The sequence below is a fragment of the Williamsia sp. genome (assembly GCF_036566845.1).
Classification (GTDB): Bacteria; Actinomycetota; Actinomycetes; order Mycobacteriales; family Mycobacteriaceae; genus Williamsia.
In genome coordinates, this window is sequence record NZ_DATCVM010000160.1 from 1 (window position 1) to 21,464 (window position 21,464).

Sequence of the window (21,464 nt, forward strand, 5' to 3'; positions counted from 1 at the left end):
GATTGCTCGGGGTGGCGGGGTAGTACGCGATGTACTCCCCAGTCGGGGTGTAGAACCGGGAGTAGCCCTTGCTGTCGTCGGTGACTGTCCAGCCGTTGTCCTGCGCCCAACTGGCGAGGTCGCGGATGGCACTGTTCATTCTGGCCCTTTCCCTTGCGATATGTCAATAGTTTATCCAAAACTAGTTACATTGCCAAGGGTTATGTTCTGGGTGGTCGGTACCGGGCCTTTGGGAACAAGGACGTTAGATCCAGGACCACGGGCTACGACCAGGTATTAATCTCACTCTCGTCGCCGGTGGCGACGAATCGCACGACGCGCTGGGCAGGTGTGGGCGGGGTCGTTAGCGGTGGTGGCGAGTTCGTAGAGCTGGTGTGCGTTACCGCTCGGCCCAAGGTTGGCGGACGCCGCCGGTTATGTAGGTCTTTCGATTGCTCCAACTGAGGTCGCGCTCATTGACCGTTGTCTGCGGCCGGGGGAGTTCGTACCACGGGTCAGGCTTGGCGGGAACGATTCTGTCGAATGTTTCCTGTTCGAAGCCGACTAGCTCTGTCGTTGAGTCGTCCACGGTGGCCACGGTTACGCAGCGCGCGGCGACGTCGGCAACTGTGAACTCATTGGCGGACAGGCCTTGTGCGATTGCTGTTCGCAGTGGATCAGCGGTGTCGTAGGTCAAGAGAAAGTGGATCATGCTGCCAGGGCCGAGGTCTTCGGGTGCTTTGTCTTGGGCCCTGAGGTTCGTGATGAGATCAGCAGTGACCGCTTTGGCAAGTTCCTTGACGACGTCGTCCCAGCACGCTGGTTGCCGGCGGCGATTGGCGAGCACTAAGGCCGACGCCGACAAGGCTGAGACGATGGAGGCTCGGCTATCGACGGCCCGTGTCGCCGCAGGCTGCCAGGTCTACTGGCCCGCCCTCTTCGAAGTTTGTGGCCTGATCAGAGACAAATACAACCAGATGGGCGGACCCAACAGCTTCCTACTGTTCCCCAAAACCAACGAGCTTACCAACCCTGGAAACACCGGAAAACGTACTGAGTTCCTCGGCGGCAACATCTATTGGTCGGCAGCCACGGGCGCCAAGCCAGTAGCCCACGACTTCCTCACCAAATATGGTGTAGCAGGGTATGAATCCGGCTACTTACAATACCCCACAACTGACGAAATCGTTTTATCCAACAATATTAACCGTCGACAAGAATACCAGGGCGGATCGATCTATTGGGCAGCCGGAATTGGAGCATATATTGTCCGTGGAGCCATCAGGGACAAATGGCTAGCCATTCGAGTCTGGCCGAGGCGAGCTTGACGCGTGCGAGGCTGTCTTACGCGGACCTGACCGGTGCGAACCTGACCGCCGCAGACCTGACCGCCGCAGACCTGACCGACACGAACCTCACCGACACGATTGGTCTCAAAATGCCCCAGACCGGTTAGCCAACAGTCGGGGTTCAACCTCGCCCCGGTTGGTCCAGGGAACCATCCCGGGTGCCTGGGCTCGAAGGACTACGCCGGCGGGAAGCTTGACTCCAGCTACGTACCGTCGCGGTGGCGAACGATGCTGTTTCGCAATGAGTGAGTTACGTCGACATGCCGACTATTATCGATCGCCAGGCCCGATTTCAGAGAGGGCACGTTTTGGGCATCCCTGGGAGCAGACGCTGTGCGTGTTCGGACCGTGCCTGGTCGAGCTGGGACGCACGCTAGCGACATGGTTGCCAGCGAAGCGGATCATCGGCCGACCGGCCTAGATCTCAGTCGAGTTCCGAGGCCAAGTGAATCAGGATTCGTCGGGCGCGCCAGGCACGTTTCGTTCCGTCATTGGTGACGAAATCCGTTGTGCTACACCGATTATAGAGATTTCGTCAACTAAACTGGGTCAACTAAACTGGATAGCGTGGGCGACTCTGCGGATCAACCGCCTGATGTGGAGCCGGACGCCAGTCCCAGGTAGCTGGCACTACTCCCAACTCTGCTGTCACCCGGCAGTGGCGGCTGTCGGACGGCGCGGGAGGTCAGTCTGTTGGCGGCGGGTCAAAGTAGTCGTCGTAGGGTTGCCGCAACCTGTGATAGCTCACTGGGGCCGCGTTGCGCTGCTGATCGGCGGAGAGCCCGAGCTTCGCGAGCAGTACCAGGTGCAACAAGGTTTTCGTTACGTAAGTTAGTGCGGGTCTGACCTCGTGAGGGATCGTGTTCATGTCGTCCCAGGCTGAATGGCCGATCGCGTTGCGCGCCCTGGCTATCCACGTGACCCACTGGTCCCGGTCGTGGAGCAATCTTTCAACGGCCTCGCCGTCAGGGATTGCGGCCAACTCTTTCATCCGGGTCGTGAGGCCCGGCTGGTTCTGTCTGATCTTTGAAAGTACCCATTCCTTCGCTGCGCCATCGGGCAGAGCCTTGATGTGCTTCTTGAGCTCCTTGTGTGCCTGGGCGGAGATGCCGGTTGTGTCTGGACACAGAATCTGGTGGATGCCCTCGGCGGCGGAGGCAACGCTGAACAGCTTGTTCTGGTAGTAGCCGCGGCCGCCGTAGTCGAGGCTGAACAGCACCGAACCCGACATTCCCAAATCAACCGGGCATGAAGGCGCGGAGTTTGCCGGATCTGCGCAGTAGCTGTCATGCAATCCGACCTCCCAATCCTGGATCTCTGTATCAGAAACATATGGGCTTATTATTCCTTGAAAAACGCCGCCATTGACGTAGATCGTGCCTCTTTGGAACTCCTGCCGGGTGGAGCCGGCGTCCCCAGCAACCGGTGCGGCATCGGTTGTGGGATAGCCGTAATCGCCAGCTTCGTGACCGGCATCTGGACTAAGTTCGCGCCGATCAGCCTCGCGTGGGACAGGTCCGCGCGAGACAGGTCAACCTTGAACAGATACGCTCCCTGTAGCTTGAGCGGCTGCGGGGATGGTTTTGACCAGGCACCGAATCTAATTTGTCGGCTTAGCACTAGTCCTGCGGTCTCCAGGGTCGATGTCAGAGACTGCCACAGCTGTTCTTCCTCAGATGTTTTGAATAGTTGCGCATCGGACTCTTCCCCGGGGCGGGCGTTGGTCAGGTGAGTTCGTCGACGATGTTGGCGATTCGGCGTAGTCGAGTCATGGTGTTGCTGGGGACGTTTCGACACCTGTCGCGGGCGCGATCGTCAACGAGCTGATCTGGCCGGTGGTGTCGACTGCGAATCGGGACGCGAGGTCGATTCGGCCGCCGGGGAAATTCCCTTCGATCCGTTCGGCGACAACGACCGAGTGGTCGTGCAGATCGGTATGTAGCCGAGTTGTCGTATAGGTGAACGAACGAGCAACATCTGTTCGCCAAGAAACGATTTCAGCACGCCCGCGATAAATGTGGCCATCGTCGACCACCACCGCATCGGGTGCGAACAGACCGGCGATGATCGCTGGATCGGCGCCCGGCGCGGCAGCCAGGTAGGCGGTCACGGAAGCCGGCAGCTCAGGGATCTGGGTAGTCACGGTTACTCCTTGTTGTTCGATTTGTGATCGGCATCGGCTCAGATGTTTGGGATGCGCTCCAGACACACATTGGCCGTTCCCCTGGGGGCAAGGTCAACAGCGGGACCGCTCTTGACACCAGGAGTTGAGGTTCCCCTGGGGGCAAGGGGATGATGACGGGGTGTCCCGCATGATGACCATCGGCGACTTCAGCCGTGCGACTCGCCTCAGCGCCAAAGCGCTCCGGTTCTATCACCGTGTCGGCCTCCTGGAACCCGCGACCGTGGATCCGATCAACCAGTACCGCTACTACCGAACCGAGCAGATCAACGATGCTCGCGTGATTCACCATCTGAGGTCGCTCGACATGCCCGTCGAGCAGGTCCATCGAGCGCTCCATGCACCGGACGCAGACGCCAAGAACCGCATCATCGCCGATCACCTGCGGCGCATGGAACAACGACTTGCACAAACACAGTCCTCGGTCGAGTCGCTACGCCGACTGCTGGCGCAAGAGCAAGCATCGCCGGTACAAATCGAGCGACGCGAGATCCCGAGCGCGGACGCCCTCGTCATCCGCGACACCATCGATCTGAACGACCTCGGGACCTGGTTCATGGCAGCGAACCTCGACCTTGATGATGCACTCGCCCAATCAGATTCGTCGCGCCTGGGACCTCGCGGAGGACTGTGGTCGACAGAGCTGTTCCTCGATGAACGAGGCGACTGCGCGCTCTTCGAAGCGGTTCCGCGAGGCAGCACACCACCCCGAGACAGCCGCGCCGCGCTCGAGAGACTGCCGGTCATGCATTTGGCGATCGCAACGCACGAAGGCAACGACGCGACCATCGGCGAGGTGTACGCCGACCTCGGCGCCTACGTCAACGAACACGGCATCGGCGCTCCCGGCCCGGTCAGAGAGAGTTACCTGAGCGGTACTCCCGGCGGAGGGGGGATCACCGAGATCGGTTGGCCCATCACCACCTGACCAGCGCCCGATCAGGATTGATATGGGCGCTGGTTGCTTCCGGCCGGAGATACTTGCTGCGGACGTCGACCTCATCGCCGCGGTCGGCGAAGATCTCACTGTTGAGCGCAGCCGTTACGACTTGCCGCCCGCATCCTGGGAGTTGCTGGAGAACGCCGGGTTGGTCCGTCGCGAACGCGTGCCCGCCGACGCGCGTTCATACCTGATCGTGATCACTCCCGAAGGCACGCGTGCGTGGCAGCGCGTAAGCGAGACGCGAGATCCTGCGCCAGGCCCCTCGAGCAGGTCGACGAGACACATGCGGCCGCGGCTGCCGATGTCGTGCGCGGCATGGCCGAACACGTGTCCCCGATCCCAGCCCCCGCTAGCGAGGCGCCCGCGAGCCGCACTTCGGCGAGCGCGACAAGGGTTGTCACACAGCGACTTCAGAGGCGGTCACCGCCACCGCGGCCGAATGCGACGGCCTGCAATTCCCGTCAGTCTTGATCTTGGATGCGTGCCCGGATGGCCTCGGCGGCTTCGGCGTTCTCTGACTCGAGTTTCTGGATGTACGCCACCGCATCGCCGACGGTTCGGAGTCCGGCGAGGTCCTCATCGGGGATCTTCACGCCGTACTTGTCTTCGGTTTGCACGGCGATCTCGACCATGGACAGTGAGTCGATGTCGAGATCGTCGACAAACGATTTCTCGATCGTGACCTCGGCGGGTTCGATCCCCGTGACCTCTTCGATGATCTCCGCGATGCCGGCGATGAGTTCTGATTGTGATGCCATGGATGTCCTTCTCTCAATGTGGTTGCAGCTACCAGTGATCAGCGGTTGGTCTGACGTTTGACTTCGGTTGGGTCGGATTGCGCATCCGCACGGGCCGGGTACCGCGGTGTCGTGCCCGGGCGTCGGCGCAATTCGTTTTCGGGGTAAGACGGGTCGAACACCTCGTAGCGCTCCTCGATGGCCGCAGTGAGGACCTTCCAGACCTGGTGCGCTGTCGGTTTGCGGTCATTCCAGCCGGACCCGTACACCTCGGCGCCCTCCTCGAGACCAAGCGCGGTCGGCTCGATCACGGTGTGGGTCTTTGCGCACCCTCCGGGAATGAGGCCGGGACAGCGATGGATGAGGTAACTGCCGCGATGGTCCCACCCCAACTCGGCAGCCTGATCGGGATAGCCATTCCATCGAGCCTGGGAGAACACCAATATCCGCTCCCCCGTGGTCATTTGAACGTACTCACGCGACAACGTGTCCGCGCGTCCGAGCGAGGAAGGAAATGCGAGTTCGATACCGTGAGCGACCATCCGTTCAAAGCTCGGGACGTCATCACCGTCGACGACGAACTTCTCACCCGCGAGGTCGGCCATGTCGACCCACACCGCGTGGGCCAGTCTCTCGACCTCCTTATGGAGAGCGGAGTCGACCAGGGGCGCCAGAGACATGGCTCGAATCGACGACTTGGAGATCCCCAGCTCCGCAGCAATCTTTCGATCACTCAACCCCTCTGTGCGCATCAAAGCGATTGCGGCCGCGGTGACTTGGCGCTGCGCGAGGTCGGCCACCGCCGACCGAGCACGACCAGCAGCAACGGCCGACACGGCGACATCGACGCGATATGAGTGCAAACGGGTCACTGCAGCAGTGTGGCACAGCAAGTTGCCAAGTGTCCACCTCATTGGACACTCGAATATCGGGTTGGACACACCCGACCGCCACGCTCTGGCGACGCCATTGCAAGGGGTTTCGGGTGTGACCGGTGGCGAAAACGACACCGTCACGGCCGATCTCCACAATCCCGAACGGGCCTTCGGCCTTTTCACGTTCATCGCCGGCAGCAACGTCCTGGGAACCCGGCTCGCTCTGGACGGCCACCATCTGGTGGCCGCGGTCCTACTGGCCGTCGCGACCGTTGCTTGGGTCATCCTGGGGTACGCCATCCCGCGGACCGCTGTCCTGAGCACCCCGCAGCGACCGGTCATCGAACGCGCCAACGGCACCTGGTTCATCTGGATCGTCGCGAGTCAGTCGGTCGCGGTTCTGGCCGCGGTCCTGAAGCCGGTAACCGAAACCTGGCGCGACACCCTTTCCACCCTCACAGTCATCTCGTGGGCGGTGGGCGTTTTCCTCTACGCCGGGGCCGCGATCGTCGTTGCGCAGCGCATGCTCATGTATCCATTCACACCGCGCGAAATGACACCGCCCTGCTGGGTTTCGATGGGGGCCGCAACGATCAAGGTGTGGATCGAGTCGTCGGTCAGTTGCGCTCGGCCGCACGGGTCAGCAACGTAGCGCGGATACGTTGGTATTCACGCACGTGTGCACCATTTCTGCTGAGGGTGTCCTGCGAGCACGTCAGCAGCGACATGTCGGTGACCGCGATCCGCAGCAAGGCCCCTGTCAGATCAATACCTGAGTTTGTCAGCGCCCGTGTCAGTTCGGGTAGCCATGTTCCGACATCGGGGAGCTCAGCACCGGGCATCCTTGTGATGGTCAGGATGCACCAGTGGGCCAGCTCTGCAAAACGGCGCTCGGCAGTGCGGTGCAGCGCCAGTTCGAACGGCTGGACGTCTGAGGAACTCTGCTCGAGGAGCTCGATCATTCCCTGACGTGCCGGCTGGTCGGCACAGCGGTACAGCCATGCAGCACAGGCAAAGATGCCCAGGGCGTTGCCACTTCGCTGCCATCCTTTGACAGTGGTCAGCAGGTCCACAGCGAAGTCCCCAGGGTCGTTCTCGAGATGTTCGACAGCCCGGTGAGCATCGGGAGAGCGCGGGCGTCGGTGTGGCCCCTTTCGCTGTTGATCCACTTCACTGTTCCCTCATTCACCCACGCCTCCATTGCGATGCGTCCACCGCGCATCGCTAGCCATTCGTAGCCACCGCAGCCCAGGATGAGTCGATCAACGACGCGAAGTGCACCCGACAAGCAGCGATCCCGGCGAAAACCCCGATGCACGTGCAAAGTCGTATTCACCTCGGGGGATAATCACCGTGCCACAAATCCTCCCCACTCCCGAGGCTCAGGCCGATGGCAGCTGACGACCGAAAAGGATCCTGATGATGCGCAACACGTCCACCTCTGCTCTGGCCGGTCTGCTCACCACCTGCGCCCTCTTGCTCACCGCCTGCGGAGAGTCCGGCACCACCGCCGAGCGCACCACCGAATCAGTCCTGGACGACGCAATGACCGCATCGAACCAGGCCGCCGTCACAGTCACTCGGATCGGTTACCCCACCACCGACGGAACAGATCCCGACCAGGACTACGGCGACCTCTATCTGCCCGCTGGACCCCAGCAACCCGACTCGATACCCCTCGTCGTCCTCATCCACGGCGGCGCCTGGATGTCGAACCTGGGTGCCGACCTGTTCAATCCCTTCGCCCAGGACCTCGCAGCGAAAGGTATGGCGGTCTACAACATCGAATACCGCCGCGTCGGGTCCGGTGGCGGCTGGCCCCAGACGTTCGAAGACGTCGCCGCTGCCCTCGACAATGTCGCCGCCATCGACCAGAAGTACCCTCAACTCAACGAAAAGGACGCCCTGGTGGTCGGCCACAGCGCCGGTGCGCAACTGGCCGTCTGGGCCGGCACCCGACATCGCCTCGGCGGCAACGAACTCGGCGCAAACCCCAGATTCCGCCCGACGAAAGTGATCTCACTCGCCGGCCCCCTGGATATGGTCCAAGCCGTCGCCAACGGCGACCAGAACATCGTCCGCGCACTCGGCGGTACGCCGGCCGAACATCCCGATCGCTATACCTCCGTCGACCCCATCCAGAACATCGACCCCGATACCCCAGTCATCGCGATCCACGGTACCAACGACCGCGTTGTCCTACCGTCGCTGTCGCAGCGGTACATCGCCGCACTCGAAAACGACAACGGCAGCGGACAAGTGATCCTGCTCGACGGACAAGACCACGTCTCCATCGTCAGCTCCGACTCCCCCGCCTACGGCAGAATCATCGAGGTCATCGGTGGCGCCGCCAATATGACTGCCGAACAACTCTCGGCCAATTAGATACGTCCAGTGCCGGGTGGCCCCTTGCCCACCCTCGCCTTCGTTCGACCAGCACACGGTGATGTGATGTGCACTCTGCACCGTTCGGCGTGAAATGTACTGAGCTGCACTGTTCGTCCGAGTGTGTGCTCGGAACGCTGCTCACCACGCCGGAGAAGGGCCGGAAATCCGCCGACCCGCGGCACGTGCTCGCTTCGAACAAAGGCTACCCACTACCCGGCAATCACTTCATTCCTCGATCAGGTCGTATTCCCAATTGGCATGCTGAATCTCGAGGTCGACCAATCGGATCTCTTTCGCGAGATCATCAGCAGAGGAACGTAATTCGGTCACGGGCAAGGCAGCCACGTAAACCAGTTCCGATCGCAGCTGTCGCGGCCCGTAGCGGTGGTGGTCGTGCTCCCGCCCCGACGCCGCATCAGCGGCCGACGAAACGACTTTGTGCCTCATTCGCAGCACATCACGTAACGCGAGCGCGTCGGTGACGGTGCCGTCGCGTAACGTCGCCGCACTATTGGTCCGGTTGATCCTGCAAATCAGCACTTCCAACCTGTCGAACACAACAGTGAGGTTCGACAACAACTTTGAGGCGTCCTCGGCCGGCGATTCGCCGTCCTGATACCGAGCATTCGCGAGAATCCGAACCTTCAGATGTTCGGCACGGCGCAAGGGATCCCCACGCTCTGCGAGGGCCTCAGCAAGTTTCATGATCGGCACCCCAACGTCAGAATGCGGGGGGCGGGAATGGTGCGGGCGCTCATGCGCCTTTCGACGTATCGAATGTGTTCATACTCAAGCAGTACCACACCCTGCCGCGTACCGGAACCCCCACACTCTGCCCGTCAGACCGTTGGCGCGATCAAACATGTTGGTGGACAGAATAATCCCTGAGTTCGGCGGCAGGCCGTCAGGTTTCGGTCGTCTCGACAGGACTCCGCCGGCGCCGGATGATCCCGGTGACCACCGCGAGCACCGAACCGACCGCAAGGACGATTGCAGAGGCGTACGGGAGCGCGTTGTCGACGAGTCCGACCACGAGCACCACGGGAATCGCAGCTGCCGGCCACGGGATGACCGTCTTCCAGTTGCTCGAACTCCAGCCGAGGATGGCGCACACGCCGAGAATGAACAGGGCCAAACCGCCGCAGAGGATCCAACGTCCGGCGGCAGTCAGTTCTCCTACCGGATGGACGACGTATTGCTGGATCCCAACACCGAGTAATGCAGCGCCCAACACCAGTGGCAGGTGTCCGTAAATGTAGCCGTCGGCCCGGCCACTGCCGACCGCACTGTCGTCGTCCTGTATCTCGGTCTTGGCTTCGGCGCCGCCGATGTCGAAATACATCCACCACACCGATGCGGCGATGGTGAATCCCAACGCCGCGACCGCCGTCGACGCCCAATCCCACTGGGTGTCACGCATCCCGAGCACGACAGCCGAGATCGACTCGCCGAGTACCAGGATCACAAAGAGACCGAAACGTTCCGGCAGGTGTTCGAGATGAAGGGGCACATCGGGTCCCCAATGGGTGGCTGCGAACGGCGCCATCGCCTCTATCGCAATACCGATTCCCCACAGGATGTACGTGATCGGCGAGGGTGTGAACAGTGAGATCGCCCAGATCGCCGCGCTGGTGACAGTGGCCGCGAAGTACAGATCGATCATGACCTGTGCCTCGCTGATGTGTTTCCTCGCCCGCAGATACAGTCCGGCGAGTATCACCCTGGTGGCGATGTAACCCGCACCGAATACCACGGTTCCGTCGCCACCGACCGCGGTGGCTGCGCTGGCCGCCATGACGGCGACCGCGAACGTAGCGGCCAATTTGAGTACGCGATACAGAACGTCGTTGGTGTCGAATCGATTTGCGTACAGCGTGGTGGTGACCCACGCCCACCACGTGACAACGAACAGACCGCTGAAGACTGCCACGCCATGCCATCCGAGGTCGTCCTTCAGTGCGATCGCGAGTTGGTGGATCACCAAGACGAACGCAAGGTCGAAGAACAGCTCGAGCCTCGTCGCCCCGCGATCGTCTTCGGTCCGCAGCCGCGGCGGCCGCAGCAGCGGTGTGGGCTGGTCTGACCCGGCGGATTCGCCGTCGTCGGGATGGTCGCCCGGACGCTTAGCTGTGCGATCACCCATGTCGTGTCCTGAGTTTCGGCCCTCACGGGTGCGCGCTGCGCCACGGCGGCACAGTTGCAAACAGCAGTCGGGGGTCAGTCGCGCGACTTGGTCCCGTCTGTCTGATCAAAGAATCGCCAGTCGCCATCCACGTTTACCTCCATGCGGAAGCCCAGCTGTCCAGATGGAACCTCACGGTTCTTGAACCACTCGTAGGCGTCTTCGGCGTTGTTGAACTCGACTTCGTCGATTACGTCCTCATCTGGGTTCAGCACTCGATACTCCGCCATGACTTCCTCTCGTTGTCCTTCGTTCCCGGGGGTCCTAACGGGACGTCACCCCGGGTACCCGGGAGTGCACGGCGCTACACATCGCGGTGTAGCAGCACCGAAAGGAGGGTCCACACGGGCGGCACCCGCCTGGCGGCGGGACCTTTTCGGACTCAGGACAACACTCGGTAGCTCACATGGGTCACCGATTCGGTTGCCCGCGAATAGATCTGCTCCAGATCAAGCGGCGGAACACCATCGAAGAGCCGCGTACCGGCACCCAGCGTGAACGGCACGATGTGCAAGCGAAACTCATCGATCAATCCGGCAGCAAGGTATTGGTTGATCGTGTCCGCACCGCCCTGTATCGAGACATCGCCATCACCTGCGGCGTCACGAGCCCGACTCAAGGCTGCCTCGATTCCATCGGTGACGAAGTGGAACGTGGTCCCACCGTCCATCGGTTGCGGGTCACGCGGATGATGGGTGAGCACAAAGACCGGGGTACCAAACGGAGGATCCTCACCCCACCAGCCGTTCCAGGGTCGATCCCAGGTACCGCGGACCGGACCAAACATGTTCCGTCCCATGATGTATGCCCTGGCATCTGCGATCTGATCGATCTCCGCTCGGTTGTCGTCCGGGCTGTCGAACATCCACGCGTGCAACCTGCGGCCCCAGCCGTCGCCGCCGTCGTCACCGAACGGGCGCTGCTCAGTCTGATTGTGCCCAGCTGAGTAGCCGTCGACCGAAATCGAGAGGTTGCAGGTGACCATGCTCATGCTGACCTCCTCGGGCCCGTGGGCTGCGCGATCGGGCGATCCGACGAGCAGCGCTCCCCCCACTGACGTCTACACAGTCTGCTCCTTCACAACCGCCGTTCCCATAGAAATCGAATGTCACACCTGTGCTGTATCGGGAATCGGAGACAGTTCTGGCATCAGAACATCGGTGACACTTTGGTGGTGTTGGTGGTCACACAAGAAGTCACGCACCGCTGCCAAACACGCATACCGCCAACAAGAACGACAACTCAACCGCAGACTCCACGAAGAACAGCAGAGGAACAGCCCGCCGCCGACCTACCAGCGAGATTGCCAGGTGTCAGATGCCGCGGTCACGCGATGCCTCCGTTGGCATACAGCGTCTGACCATTCACCCACCTCGCCGGACCAGCCAGGAATGCGACGACCTCGGCGACGTCGTCTGGTCGGCCCAATCGTTCCAGCGGAGCCGCCGCCGACAGTCGATCGATCAGGTCCTGAGGTTTGCCATCGAGAAACAGCGGCGTCGCCGTAGGCCCCGGTGCAACTACGTTCACCGTGACATCGCGCCCACGTAGCTCGCGCGCAAGGATCAGCGTCAGCGCGTCGACGGCCCCCTTGGTCGCCGCGTACGCAGCGTAATTCGGTTGCTGCAGACGGGTTATCGACGTGGAGAAGTTGACCAACGCACCGCCGGCCCGCAAGGCCCGCGCAGCGAGCTGGGACACAACGAATGTTCCGCGGACGTTCGTGCGGTGCATGCGGTCGAAGTCATCGAGGTTCATGTCGGCAACAGGCGCGAGCAGCATGATGCCGGCGGTGTTGACGACCACGTCGACACCCCCGAACCGATCTGCAGCCTGTTCGAAGACGCCCGCCATCTCGATCTCATCCGCCACGTCGCCGGAGGCGGTGACGGCCACTCCCCCCGCCTGTTCGATGGCATCAACCACCTCCTCGGCGGCCGCGGCACGTCCTGCGTAGTGCACGACCACGTTGAAGCCGTCCACGGCAAGCCGTTCCGCGACCGCACGTCCGATACCGCCGGATCCACCGAAAACGATCGCCGTGCGGGTTGGTTGACCTTCATGCGTCATTGGTGCTCCCATTGAGATATGTACTATTCGTCCATTACATTGAATGTAGACTACTTGTACATATGTGGCAAGGGAGTTAGCTCATGGCACAGACCGACTCGACGGTGGACAAGGAGATCACGCTGCGCGCCGGCCGAGGCCGCCGCGCGGCAGCCGACGTTCGCCGGGCCGTACTCACCGCGACCGCAGAATTGCTGTTCGACGGGGGCATCAAGTCCGTGACCTTCGAGAAGGTCGCACATCACGCCGGCGTCAGCAAAATGACGCTGTACAAGTGGTGGCCATCCCCCGGAGCACTCGCGCTCGAGGCCTATTTCGACGCCGTGGAACCCGAACTCAGCTTTCCCAACACCGGCAGTCTCGCCGATGACCTGAGATCACAGCTGCACTCGTTCATACATCTGCTGGTCGACGAGAACGGCGGACGAGTGATGGGCGAATTGGTCGGATTGGCCCAGTCCGATCCCGCACTCGCCTCAGCGCTGGAATCGACGTACACACGTCCGCGCCGACAACTCGCGGTCCAACGACTCGAACTCGCTCGAGCGGCGGGCGAGATTCGGGACGACGTCGATCTTCAAGTTGTCGTCGACCAACTATGGGGTGCGGCCTACCACCGACTACTGCTCCCCGCGGAACCCTTGACCATCGCTTTCGCTGACGCGCTCATAGACAACGTCCTGCGCGGCATCAACAACTCGGCATCGTCCTGACCCGACCGCGAAACATCCTGGGCGCCAAGCTCAAACTCCCGGCGCGGCCACCAGTCCAGGCACCCGATCCCCCCGGAGCCGTGAGCTAAATATTGTTGGCGTAACCAACGGTTGTGATATGGTCGATCCGACAACCGTTGGTTCGACCAACATTTGTTGGTCGACCGGATCCCTGGAGTACGACGATGATCAAACCCTTCCGCATCGATGTGCCCGACGCCGACCTCGACGACCTGACCGATCGACTCGCTCGCACCAGATGGCCGAACGAGGTGGCCGACGCCGGCTCCGACTACGGATTTCCGCTCTCCCGGCTGAAACAACTCACCGAGCACTGGCTCACCACCTACAGCTGGCGCGAACACGAAGCCGAACTCAACAAGCTGCCGCACTTCACCACCGAGATCGATGGCCAGACAATCCATTTCGTCCATGTCCGGTCGCAAGATCCGAACGCACTCGCGTTGGTCCTCACGCATGGATGGCCCGGATCGTTCCTGGAGTTCGTCGATGTGATCGAACCGCTGTCGCAGGACTTTCATCTGGTGATCCCATCCATCCCGGGCTTCGGGTTTTCCGGCCCGACCCACGACCGCGGTTGGGGCATTGTTCGGATCGCGCATGCCTGGGCGGAACTGATGCGGCGTCTCGGGTACGAGCACTATGGCGCGCAGGGCGGCGACTTCGGATCGGGTATCTCGATCGCACTCGGTGCAGCAGCTCCCGATCAAGTGGTCGGCGTCCACGTGAACTATCTGCCTACCCCACCGGATCCGGAGGCCTCGGTCGCGCTCTCCGAATCCGACCGAGCCAGGCTGGCGAAGATCAAGGGCCTGATGGCGAATCGGCCGCCGTACCAAGCTCTGCAGGCCGCCACCCCGCAAACCATCGGCTACGCACTCACCGATTCTCCGGTAGGTCAGCTCGCCTGGATCGCCGAACGATTCGCGAAGTGGACAGATCCTGGTTCGTCGATCAGTGACGAAACGATGCTCACCGACATCTCGCTGTATTGGCTCACCGCCACGGCCGCCTCCTCGGCGCGACTCCACCACGACGCCGCGAGAAGTACGGATCCGTGCCCGGTTCCGGTCGGCGTAGCAGTCTTTGCACACGACATCACACAGTCGGTCCGACCGCTTGCCGAGACGCGGTACAACATCACACATTGGTCGGAGTTCGAGTGCGGTGGCCATTTTGCTGCGATGGAGGTGCCCGACCTGTTCGCCGAAGATGTCCGCAGCTTCTTTGAGGGGACAAGATCGACCGGTAGCCGAATCGAAATCGAGTAGCGCTCCCGCGATCACAGAATGACGGCGCTGAATACCGCGCTCGGAAGCCCGATGGCGTGGATGCCGTGGCCACAGTCTCGCCCGCCGCCGCTCAGGAGGTGATTACTGCAGAACCCTGCCTCAATTGTTCGACTACGTCGTCGACACGCATTCCGGCGATCCGTCGCCTAACTCCCTCGTACGCAATCGGTTTCCTGGACACCCGATGAACAGATCTTCCCAGATGCCTTGGGCGTCAACCGGCAGATCCGCGCGGAGCGCGATCAGAACAGCAACAGGCGTCCGGTGCACCCCGTTCGGCGGGTCAAGTCCTACAACATTCCGACCAACCCGACGTCGACCGCTGGAATTGGGAGATCGGCGAGGAACTCAACGAAACCGGGATGCCACTACGTGATCTCAGTGATCCACCCGTCGAGGGCAACCCGCCCACATGGACGACTACGTTGTCACCGCCGCCGACAATGGTCGCGTCCACAAGAGCAGCGGTATCCACAACGAAGCAGCCGTCAACCTGATCACAGCACAGGCCGAGAGCGCCCACGTGTTCACACCGGCCGAATCCGGCGCCATATTCTGCCTGGCACTCATCAACAACCTGTCACGGACATCCGGGTTCCGCGACAGCCGCCGCGCGGTGGAGTTGGCCGCCAAATCCCTGTTCCGGCAAGAAGAACAGGTAGCGCGTGAGACGAAGATGTCTGCAATCGGCGGGGCGTGCGACGCCGTCGGGATTTCGGGATCCTGACGGCATTCCGGTACGCGACGAAACCCAACAGGCATTCCGGCTGCCTGACCTGGCGCGACGCAGCAGGCGCGGTGGAAGTCAATCACCGACTTACCGCGAAAAGCACGGGCCAAGTCATCTATGGTTGCGTCCATCACCCGCCACGGAAGGTCGGAATCCCCAATGACGACAGAGGAAGTGGCAGACCCAGCCGGGTCACGCGGCCAGACTGCGGACCCCGCCACCGGCCCAGAGCTGAAACGCAGCCTCGGTTCGTTTCAGGTCTTCGCAATTTCGTTCGCGTTCATCTCGGTGGCAGTCGGAATCTTCGCCACATACGACGAGTTGCTGCAGTCAGCGGGCCCTGTGGGAATCTGGCTATGGATCATCGCAGCGGTTGGTCAGACCTTGGTGGCGCTCGTCGTCGCCCAGTTCGCCGCCCGCATCGCCCTGAGCGGGTCGTCCTACCAATGGGCTTCGCGATTGGCCAATCCGAAGATCGGGTGGCTGTTCGGGTGGATGACGTTCTGGTACTTGGCGATCGCCGTGGTCACGATGGACAACGCCATGGCCAGCCAGGCATTCATGCCTTTGGTCGGGATGTCCGAGAGCGAGGACACAGCCCGACTGATCACCCTGGTGATCATGGTTGTTCAGGCTGTGTTGGTGATCGCATCGACACGACTGCTCGGCATGATCACGGCGGGTGCAGTGGGCATCGAGATCGGCATTGTGGCGGTTCTGGTGATCGCGTTGGCCGCGGTGGTGGTGTTCACCGGGAGCGGCGACGCCGCGAATCTGACCTCGCGCGGGATCACCGCCGGTGACAGTGACTACTTCGCGATCGGCGGAGGCCTGATGGCCGGAATGATCTTGGGCCTGACCACACTCGTTGGTTTCGACTCCGCCGCGAACCTCGCCGAAGAGGCAAAAGACCCTTTCCGGAGCGTTCCTCGCGCGATCGTCGGATCCGTGGTCGCGGCCGGGGTGGCGGGCCTGCTGTTCTTGATCGCACTCACCGTGTCCATCAAAGACGTTGACGCTGTCAGTACCGGTGGCTCCCCCGTAGCCGCGATCATCCGCGATCAGCTCGGACCAGTCATGGAACGAATCCTGCTGGCAGGTATAGCGTTTGCGATGTTCGGCGCCGGAATGGTGGTGATGGCAGCATGCTCACGGCAAGTGTTCGCCATGGCGCGCGACCGACGTTTTCCGGCTCATGCACTGATGCGGCGGGTCAATCCGCGCACCCAGACCCCGGTGCCGGCCACTCTGTTGATACTCGCTGTCGGGGTCGTCCTGATGGTCGGATTACCCGGTGACGCGCTGCTCAAATTGATCATCGGTTCGACGATCCTGCCGGCGATCATCTACGGCGCCATCGTGATCCTCTATCTGGTTGTGCGCCGGCGGCTGGAACGTAGAGAAGGCGGATTCAGCCTCGGCCGCTTCGAGTTGCCGGTGGCCATCGCCGCACTGATCTGGGTGGGTGTGGCGTTGTTTGTACTCGTGACGCCGAAAGACGCCGGTGTGCCCAACCTGATCGTTCTGGCGCTGATCCTCACCGGTGGTGTCTACTTCGCCAAGATGATGATCTTCAACCGTGAAGTTCTGGAGACCGAACCATCGGGCGGCGCCGCTGTCCACGTCGAGCCACAGACAGACGGATAGACATTACAGCCGTGGACTGCACACGGCGGAGCCTCAGCCATCGAACAGGGACCGCTCCCCGGCGACGTCGTATTCGGCGACCGATGCCGAAAGTATTGCGGCGCTTTGGTCGTCGCTGGGTCCGCTACCGCGGAAATGTTCAACCGCCGTCGGGGACTCCCACCGTTCGAAAATGTTGATACGCCCGGGGTCCGCGGCGTCGGCGGAGATCGCAAAATCGAGACATCCGGCCGCGCCACGCGCCTGCACGACCACCGTCACGCAACCCGCCAGATAGGCATCACGTTGACCGGGTTCGACGGTGATGTGGCCGGCGACGATGACCATGGTGCGCTCCCTCGATGAGTGTCGAAATCTGTTGTTCCTATGGACACGGCGCGAAGTCGAAACTCATCGGAGGCGCGACGATTGCAGACGGTGGGTCAGGGCTGCATCAACTGGGCCAGCCAAGGCGTCGAGTCGCCGGTGGAGGTCATCACCGTGCCACTGTGGTCTGTCGGGTAGACCTTCAGCGTCACCGGTTCTCCATTGGCGGCAAGTGCGGCAGCCAGTGTCAGCGCCGACGGCGCCGGCACATCTCGGTCGAGCAGACCTTGTCCGAGGAAGATCGGCCGGTCGTAGCCGCGGTCCGGGATCGACATGTAGGCGTTCAATGCGTCGGTCAATCCCGGCACCTCGGCGATCGGCTTGCTGAACAGTGTCCGTAGATCCAGGCCCTCGGTGAGTTCAACCATGGCCGGGAGACACACGCTTCTCGCTTGCCCGATGAGCTGCGCGGCGCGTGGAGTCAATGCGGAGGTGGTGGCGATGTCGGGGCGGGCGTCGAGGAACCCGGCGAGGATGTACAGCACATAGCTGTTGAGTCCGGCGGGCAATGTCACCGGAGGGAAATCTGGCCCGGCCAGGCCGATCGGGTAGTTGATGTACGCCGGTGCCCCGGTGGCAACAACCCCGCGGTAATCGAGACCTGACCCGGAAGACAGCGTCGTGGCCGGGTGCGCGGCGCTGAGTCCCGCTGCAGCGCCCTGGGATTGGCCCACAATGGCCCAACGCTTCGCCAACGGAAGACCCAGGTTCTGGGCTGCGATCACCGAGTCGACGATGTTGCGTGCGGCAGCCTCACGGTCCAGATATTGCATGGGACCGGGCGTGCCGAGTCCCGCGTAATCGGAAGCGACGATGGCATAGCCCTGACCCAGCCAATGCCCGAGATAGGCCTCATCACGTTCGGACCGCGGCAGAGCAGACGGCGTGCAGTCGTCACCGAGTCCGGTGGTGCCGTGCGCCCACGCGATGACCGGCCATCCGCCCGTCGGAGCGGTGCCGCTCGGAACGAATACCGCAGCGGTACTCGTCACTGCCGGACCATCAGCGGAACGGTTGGTGACATAGAGGAATCGGCGCGCATCCCCCACCTCTGGAAGCGAGACCGCGGGGTCGAGTGGCACCTGCGATATGAGCTCTCCGCGGCCTGAACCGGCCGGGGCCGGAAGGTCGCGGGCATCAAGGCCCGACCACCGTGGTGCAGCGAACCCGGACTCGTCGTCAGCAGTGGCGGGTGGCGCGATTCCGGCAACGACCAGCATCCACGCCAGGGCCGCCAACGCGACCCCCGTCAGCCTGCTCATACTCGTTGATGCTAGCCGCGGCCCACCTGGCTGCCGGGAGAACGGCGTCAACCGCTGGGGTCGATCTAGGCACCGCTGTCGTCGAGGACCCCGACCGAGACGCCGTACGGCAAGAAACGCACCTTCCGGCTGGAGTCCAGGTTGTCCTTGTGCGCCCGCAGCGCATCGAGTTCCGACGAGTACACCTGGTCGATGCGCGCAGATCCGTCTTCGTCGACCGTGTAGATCGCCCACACACCCTCACCGGCATCGCCGGCGGTCTCGCGTGTGGGTGCCGACGGGGCCGGACGCGCCCCGGCGTTACTGAAGAACGACATGAATTGCTGGTCAGCACCTGTTTTCGACATGCCCTTGGCCACCTGGCCGAACAAATCGCGGAGCCCGTCTCCGGCTTCGCGCGCGATGCGATCGATGTCTTCGGGATCGAAACCGAAAGGTCCGTTGGCACTCATAGATCTCACTCCTTGTGGACGTAGACCTCCAGTGTGCACGCACTGCCGTTGCATCGGGGCGAATAACTATGCTCTGTGGACGACGGACCATCCTGAACGGGAGCTGACTCGTGGACTTCACGAAGTACGACGCGCTGAGTTTTGACTGTTACGGCACGCTCATCGACTGGGAAGCAGGCATCGCTTCCGTGCTCACGCCCTGGGCTGCGGAAGTCGGACTCGCCCTGTCGAACGAGCAACTCCTCACCGCATACGCCGACAATGAGGCCGATGCCGAACGCGAAGCGCCGGCCGACTTGTACTCCACCGTTCTGGCCGAGGCATTTCGTCGCACCGGGCACCAGCTCGGAGCGCCGGTGTCCGAACAATGGGCTGCGCGGCTCGGCAATTCGGTTCCGTCCTGGCCCGCCTTCCCGGATTCAGCTGCGGCTCTACGATCGCTGGCCGAGGACTACAAACTCATCATCCTGTCCAACGTTCACCGAGAAGGATTCGCGGGCAGCAACATCCGACTCGAAGTCGAGTTCGACAGAATCATCACCGCGGAGGACGTCGGAGCGTACAAGCCCGCGAGCAACCACTTCGACGCCCTCGACGCCGCGCTCGATGACATGGGCATCCGACGCGAGCGCCTGCTCCATGTCGCGCAGAGCCTGTTCCACGATCACGTTCCCGCCAAACGCCACGGTCTGGACTCGGTATGGATCAACCGTCGCCACAACCGCCCGGGTTGGGGTGCCACGCCTGAACCAGCCGACGACTACGGCTACTCGGCGGAGTACCCGTCGATGGACACGTTCGCGCACGCTGCGCGCAAGGCCTGATGAACCGGGTCAACCCGCGCAGCAGGTCCCGCCTTGAACGCCGTCCTCGGCCAGGACCGTCGATGAGGTCCCGAATGTCTCCGAATCGGCGAGGACCGTGTAGATCTCCCACCTCTCATTCGCCGGCCCGGACACCCACACCTTGTCCTGTGTCGCGAAGCAACAGGTGGTCCCGATCTCCTCAGCGGTGAACAGACCTTCGTCGCTCAGCCGGGCGATCTCAGAATGTACCTTCTCACTCGAATCCACCTCCACACCCAGATGATTCAGGGATCCACCGCCGCCTGGATTCTCGATCAGGACGAGTTTGAGCGGTGGTTCGGCGACCGCGAAGTTGGCATATCCCGGCTTGCATTTCGCCGCCTCGACACCGAACAACTTCGTATAGAACGCGACCGCCTCATCCAGATCGTCAACGTTGAGAGCCAGCTGAACACGAGACATGACTTCCTCCACCTCTGTGACATACATCGAAGTACTGCGCCACCCAGAGTGCCACCTTTTCGACATATATCAATGGGAATCGACCCGGAAGATGCCTCTGCGATCTGGCGTCCGCCCCGTTCCACGGGCAAGGTGGACGGCACACCCATCGACGACCATGGAGCAGCATGAATCAGATACAGACCGCGCCGCGACTCCAGTACGGGGAACCGGTCAGGATCGACGATCAAACGACCGTGATTCCGGTGTCGCGCCGAACAATACGAGGCGGCTCGACCCCGATCGGCCTGTACACCGTGACCAACGGCGAGACCGTCTGGACTCCGGCGATCGACGGAGGTCGAATCGCGTTGATCGGAGTACTCACCGGACTCATCGCCGCGACGCTCGGGACGGCCGCGGTGTTCAAGCAACCGCCGTGGCCGCGGATGACCATCGTCAAGTGAGCGGACGCAAGCGGTTTGTCGACGCTCGACCACCAGTGTTCACCGTTAATTTTTACTGATTCCAGAAAACACCACACCGATAGCCGCGAACTTGCCTAACGTGGAGTCGTGGCTCCCACACCGGACAACGCGGATCGGCTCCGCGGCTCAGACCTTCGGGTCACCCGGCCGCGAATAGCGGTCATGGACGCTGTCCACGACAATCCGCACGCCGACACCGAGACGATCTTTGATGTCGTGCGTACATCTCTGCCCACTGTGTCGCGTCAGGCCGTCTACGACGTACTGAACGCGCTGACGACCGCGCAACTGGTTCGCCGGATCCAGCCCGCCGGCCACGTCGCCCGCTACGAAAGCCGCGTGGGCGACAACCACCATCACGTTGTCTGCCGCATCTGCGGTGTCATCGCCGACGCAGACTGTGCAACCGGCGAACGCCCCTGTCTCACCGCCTCCGACGACCACGGCTTCGTTCTCGACGAGGCCGAGGTCATCTACTGGGGTCGATGTCCCAAGTGCACCGAGCCCGCCTGATACCCGATCGCACCCAGTGATCGCAGCC

28 protein-coding genes and 2 pseudogenes are annotated in these 21,464 nt (G+C 62.2%); 12 read left to right on the plus strand and 18 right to left on the minus strand.

The annotated features are described in order from the left end of the window. Positions 1-379: 379 nt before the first annotated feature. Positions 380-844: a hypothetical protein gene (locus tag VIQ49_RS15525; protein ID WP_331886156.1), complete on the minus strand. Its 465-nt coding sequence runs from the start codon at positions 842-844 to the stop codon at positions 380-382. A gap of 112 nt (positions 845-956) precedes the next feature. On the opposite strand from VIQ49_RS15525, the gene VIQ49_RS15530 reads away from it, so the two are divergent. Next, on the plus strand, positions 957-1,307 hold the full coding sequence (locus tag VIQ49_RS15530) for a hypothetical protein (RefSeq protein WP_331886261.1): 351 nt from the start codon (positions 957-959) through the stop codon (positions 1,305-1,307). Further along, complete coding sequence (locus tag VIQ49_RS15535; RefSeq protein ID WP_331886158.1) at positions 1,271-1,435, plus strand: pentapeptide repeat-containing protein; 165 nt, start codon at positions 1,271-1,273, stop codon at positions 1,433-1,435. The genes VIQ49_RS15530 and VIQ49_RS15535 overlap by 37 nt, the downstream gene beginning before the upstream one ends. Before the next feature lie 578 nt (positions 1,436-2,013). Here VIQ49_RS15535 and VIQ49_RS15545 read toward each other — a convergent pair. From VIQ49_RS15545 to VIQ49_RS15550, 4 genes and pseudogenes are all read right to left on the minus strand, one after another. Further along, positions 2,014-2,622 carry a HEPN domain-containing protein gene (locus tag VIQ49_RS15545; RefSeq protein WP_331886160.1) on the minus strand — a complete coding sequence of 203 codons (609 nt, stop codon included), beginning with the start codon at positions 2,620-2,622 and terminating at the stop codon, positions 2,014-2,016. A gap of 81 nt (positions 2,623-2,703) precedes the next feature. Further along, positions 2,704-2,766: pseudogene (locus VIQ49_RS28960) on the minus strand (hypothetical protein); the annotation flags it as partial. A gap of 56 nt (positions 2,767-2,822) precedes the next feature. Then, positions 2,823-3,125: pseudogene (locus tag VIQ49_RS28965) on the minus strand (hypothetical protein); the annotation flags it as partial. Continuing rightward, positions 3,097-3,471, minus strand: a complete 375-nt coding sequence (locus VIQ49_RS15550) for a nuclear transport factor 2 family protein (protein WP_331886162.1) — start codon at positions 3,469-3,471, stop codon at positions 3,097-3,099. The pseudogene VIQ49_RS28965 and the gene VIQ49_RS15550, both read right to left, overlap by 29 nt. Positions 3,472-3,640: 169 nt before the next feature. Between VIQ49_RS15550 and VIQ49_RS15555 the strand changes: the two genes are divergently transcribed. Beyond that, positions 3,641-4,438 (plus strand): MerR family transcriptional regulator, encoded by a 798-nt coding sequence (locus tag VIQ49_RS15555; RefSeq protein WP_331886164.1) that lies wholly within the window; start codon positions 3,641-3,643, stop codon positions 4,436-4,438. Between the two features lie 476 nt (positions 4,439-4,914). Here the strand turns inward: VIQ49_RS15555 and acpM are convergent, their stop codons facing one another. Together acpM and VIQ49_RS15565 are read right to left on the minus strand one after the other, a co-directional pair. After that, positions 4,915-5,211, minus strand: coding sequence for a meromycolate extension acyl carrier protein AcpM (acpM, locus tag VIQ49_RS15560; protein ID WP_331886166.1), 297 nt, complete (start codon positions 5,209-5,211; stop codon positions 4,915-4,917). A 38-nt stretch (positions 5,212-5,249) separates the two neighbouring features. Continuing rightward, on the minus strand, positions 5,250-6,062 hold the full coding sequence (locus VIQ49_RS15565) for a hypothetical protein (protein ID WP_331886168.1): 813 nt from the start codon (positions 6,060-6,062) through the stop codon (positions 5,250-5,252). 115 nt (positions 6,063-6,177) lie between these two features. Here VIQ49_RS15565 and VIQ49_RS15570 point away from each other — a divergent pair, with 115 nt between their 5' ends. After that, positions 6,178-6,717, plus strand: a complete 540-nt coding sequence (locus VIQ49_RS15570) for a hypothetical protein (RefSeq protein WP_331886170.1) — start codon at positions 6,178-6,180, stop codon at positions 6,715-6,717. Here the strand turns inward: VIQ49_RS15570 and VIQ49_RS15575 are convergent. Then, a complete protein-coding gene (locus tag VIQ49_RS15575; protein ID WP_331886172.1) occupies positions 6,683-7,138 on the minus strand; it encodes a hypothetical protein in 456 nt (151 codons plus the stop codon). The genes VIQ49_RS15570 and VIQ49_RS15575 overlap by 35 nt on opposite strands. After that, entirely contained in the window at positions 7,126-7,254 is a 129-nt protein-coding gene (locus VIQ49_RS15580; RefSeq protein WP_331886174.1) for a hypothetical protein, read from the minus strand. The genes VIQ49_RS15575 and VIQ49_RS15580 overlap by 13 nt, the downstream gene beginning before the upstream one ends. 233 nt (positions 7,255-7,487) lie before the next feature. Here VIQ49_RS15580 and VIQ49_RS15585 point away from each other — a divergent pair, with 233 nt between their 5' ends. Further along, entirely contained in the window at positions 7,488-8,450 is a 963-nt protein-coding gene (locus VIQ49_RS15585) for an alpha/beta hydrolase family protein (RefSeq protein ID WP_331886176.1), read from the plus strand. Between the two features lie 228 nt (positions 8,451-8,678). On the opposite strand, the gene VIQ49_RS15590 is transcribed toward VIQ49_RS15585, so the two are convergent. The 5 genes from VIQ49_RS15590 to VIQ49_RS15610 all read right to left on the minus strand — a co-directional run bounded on the left by VIQ49_RS15590 (position 8,679) and on the right by VIQ49_RS15610 (position 12,705). Next, positions 8,679-9,158 carry a DIP1984 family protein gene (locus tag VIQ49_RS15590; RefSeq protein WP_331886178.1) on the minus strand — a complete coding sequence of 160 codons (480 nt, stop codon included), beginning with the start codon at positions 9,156-9,158 and terminating at the stop codon, positions 8,679-8,681. Between the two features lie 199 nt (positions 9,159-9,357). Next, a complete protein-coding gene (locus VIQ49_RS15595) occupies positions 9,358-10,596 on the minus strand; it encodes a low temperature requirement protein A (protein ID WP_331886180.1) in 1,239 nt (412 codons plus the stop codon). A 74-nt stretch (positions 10,597-10,670) separates the two neighbouring features. Next, a complete protein-coding gene (locus tag VIQ49_RS15600; RefSeq protein WP_331886182.1) occupies positions 10,671-10,865 on the minus strand; it encodes a hypothetical protein in 195 nt (64 codons plus the stop codon). Between the two features lie 152 nt (positions 10,866-11,017). Continuing rightward, positions 11,018-11,626: a dihydrofolate reductase family protein gene (locus tag VIQ49_RS15605; RefSeq protein WP_331886184.1), complete on the minus strand. Its 609-nt coding sequence runs from the start codon at positions 11,624-11,626 to the stop codon at positions 11,018-11,020. 335 nt (positions 11,627-11,961) lie between these two features. Next, entirely contained in the window at positions 11,962-12,705 is a 744-nt protein-coding gene (locus tag VIQ49_RS15610) for an SDR family oxidoreductase (protein ID WP_331886186.1), read from the minus strand. A gap of 83 nt (positions 12,706-12,788) precedes the next feature. Here VIQ49_RS15610 and VIQ49_RS15615 point away from each other — a divergent pair, with 83 nt between their 5' ends. The 4 genes from VIQ49_RS15615 (at position 12,789) to VIQ49_RS15630 (ending at position 17,108) form a co-directional block, all read left to right on the plus strand. Further along, on the plus strand, positions 12,789-13,418 hold the full coding sequence (locus VIQ49_RS15615; protein WP_331886188.1) for a TetR/AcrR family transcriptional regulator: 630 nt from the start codon (positions 12,789-12,791) through the stop codon (positions 13,416-13,418). Between the two features lie 185 nt (positions 13,419-13,603). Continuing rightward, positions 13,604-14,710, plus strand: a complete 1,107-nt coding sequence (locus tag VIQ49_RS15620) for an epoxide hydrolase family protein (protein WP_331886190.1) — start codon at positions 13,604-13,606, stop codon at positions 14,708-14,710. A gap of 433 nt (positions 14,711-15,143) precedes the next feature. Next, positions 15,144-15,458, plus strand: a complete 315-nt coding sequence (locus VIQ49_RS15625) for a M4 family metallopeptidase (protein ID WP_331886192.1) — start codon at positions 15,144-15,146, stop codon at positions 15,456-15,458. Positions 15,459-15,620: 162 nt separating this feature from the next. Further along, the gene (locus VIQ49_RS15630; protein ID WP_331886194.1) at positions 15,621-17,108 is read left to right on the plus strand and encodes an APC family permease; all 1,488 of its coding nucleotides are present in this window, start codon (positions 15,621-15,623) and stop codon (positions 17,106-17,108) included. 33 nt (positions 17,109-17,141) lie between these two features. Here VIQ49_RS15630 and VIQ49_RS15635 read toward each other — a convergent pair whose 3' ends face one another. The 3 genes from VIQ49_RS15635 to VIQ49_RS15645 form a co-directional block, all read right to left on the minus strand. Next, entirely contained in the window at positions 17,142-17,435 is a 294-nt protein-coding gene (locus VIQ49_RS15635) for an antibiotic biosynthesis monooxygenase family protein (RefSeq protein ID WP_331886196.1), read from the minus strand. Between the two features lie 95 nt (positions 17,436-17,530). Beyond that, positions 17,531-18,736: an alpha/beta hydrolase gene (locus VIQ49_RS15640; RefSeq protein WP_331886198.1), complete on the minus strand. Its 1,206-nt coding sequence runs from the start codon at positions 18,734-18,736 to the stop codon at positions 17,531-17,533. A gap of 65 nt (positions 18,737-18,801) precedes the next feature. After that, the gene (locus tag VIQ49_RS15645) at positions 18,802-19,188 is read right to left on the minus strand and encodes a hypothetical protein (RefSeq protein ID WP_331886200.1); all 387 of its coding nucleotides are present in this window, start codon (positions 19,186-19,188) and stop codon (positions 18,802-18,804) included. A gap of 110 nt (positions 19,189-19,298) precedes the next feature. Here VIQ49_RS15645 and VIQ49_RS15650 point away from each other — a divergent pair, with 110 nt between their 5' ends. Next, positions 19,299-20,012 carry a haloacid dehalogenase type II gene (locus VIQ49_RS15650; protein WP_331886202.1) on the plus strand — a complete coding sequence of 238 codons (714 nt, stop codon included), beginning with the start codon at positions 19,299-19,301 and terminating at the stop codon, positions 20,010-20,012. 9 nt (positions 20,013-20,021) lie between these two features. On the opposite strand, the gene VIQ49_RS15655 is transcribed toward VIQ49_RS15650, so the two are convergent. After that, positions 20,022-20,456, minus strand: coding sequence for an ArsI/CadI family heavy metal resistance metalloenzyme (locus VIQ49_RS15655; protein ID WP_331886204.1), 435 nt, complete (start codon positions 20,454-20,456; stop codon positions 20,022-20,024). A 167-nt stretch (positions 20,457-20,623) separates the two neighbouring features. Between VIQ49_RS15655 and VIQ49_RS15660 the strand changes: the two genes are divergently transcribed. Both VIQ49_RS15660 and VIQ49_RS15665 read left to right on the plus strand, forming a co-directional pair. Then, positions 20,624-20,902: a hypothetical protein gene (locus tag VIQ49_RS15660; RefSeq protein WP_331886206.1), complete on the plus strand. Its 279-nt coding sequence runs from the start codon at positions 20,624-20,626 to the stop codon at positions 20,900-20,902. A gap of 108 nt (positions 20,903-21,010) precedes the next feature. After that, positions 21,011-21,436 (plus strand): Fur family transcriptional regulator, encoded by a 426-nt coding sequence (locus VIQ49_RS15665; RefSeq protein WP_331886208.1) that lies wholly within the window; start codon positions 21,011-21,013, stop codon positions 21,434-21,436. Positions 21,437-21,464 lie beyond the last annotated feature (28 nt).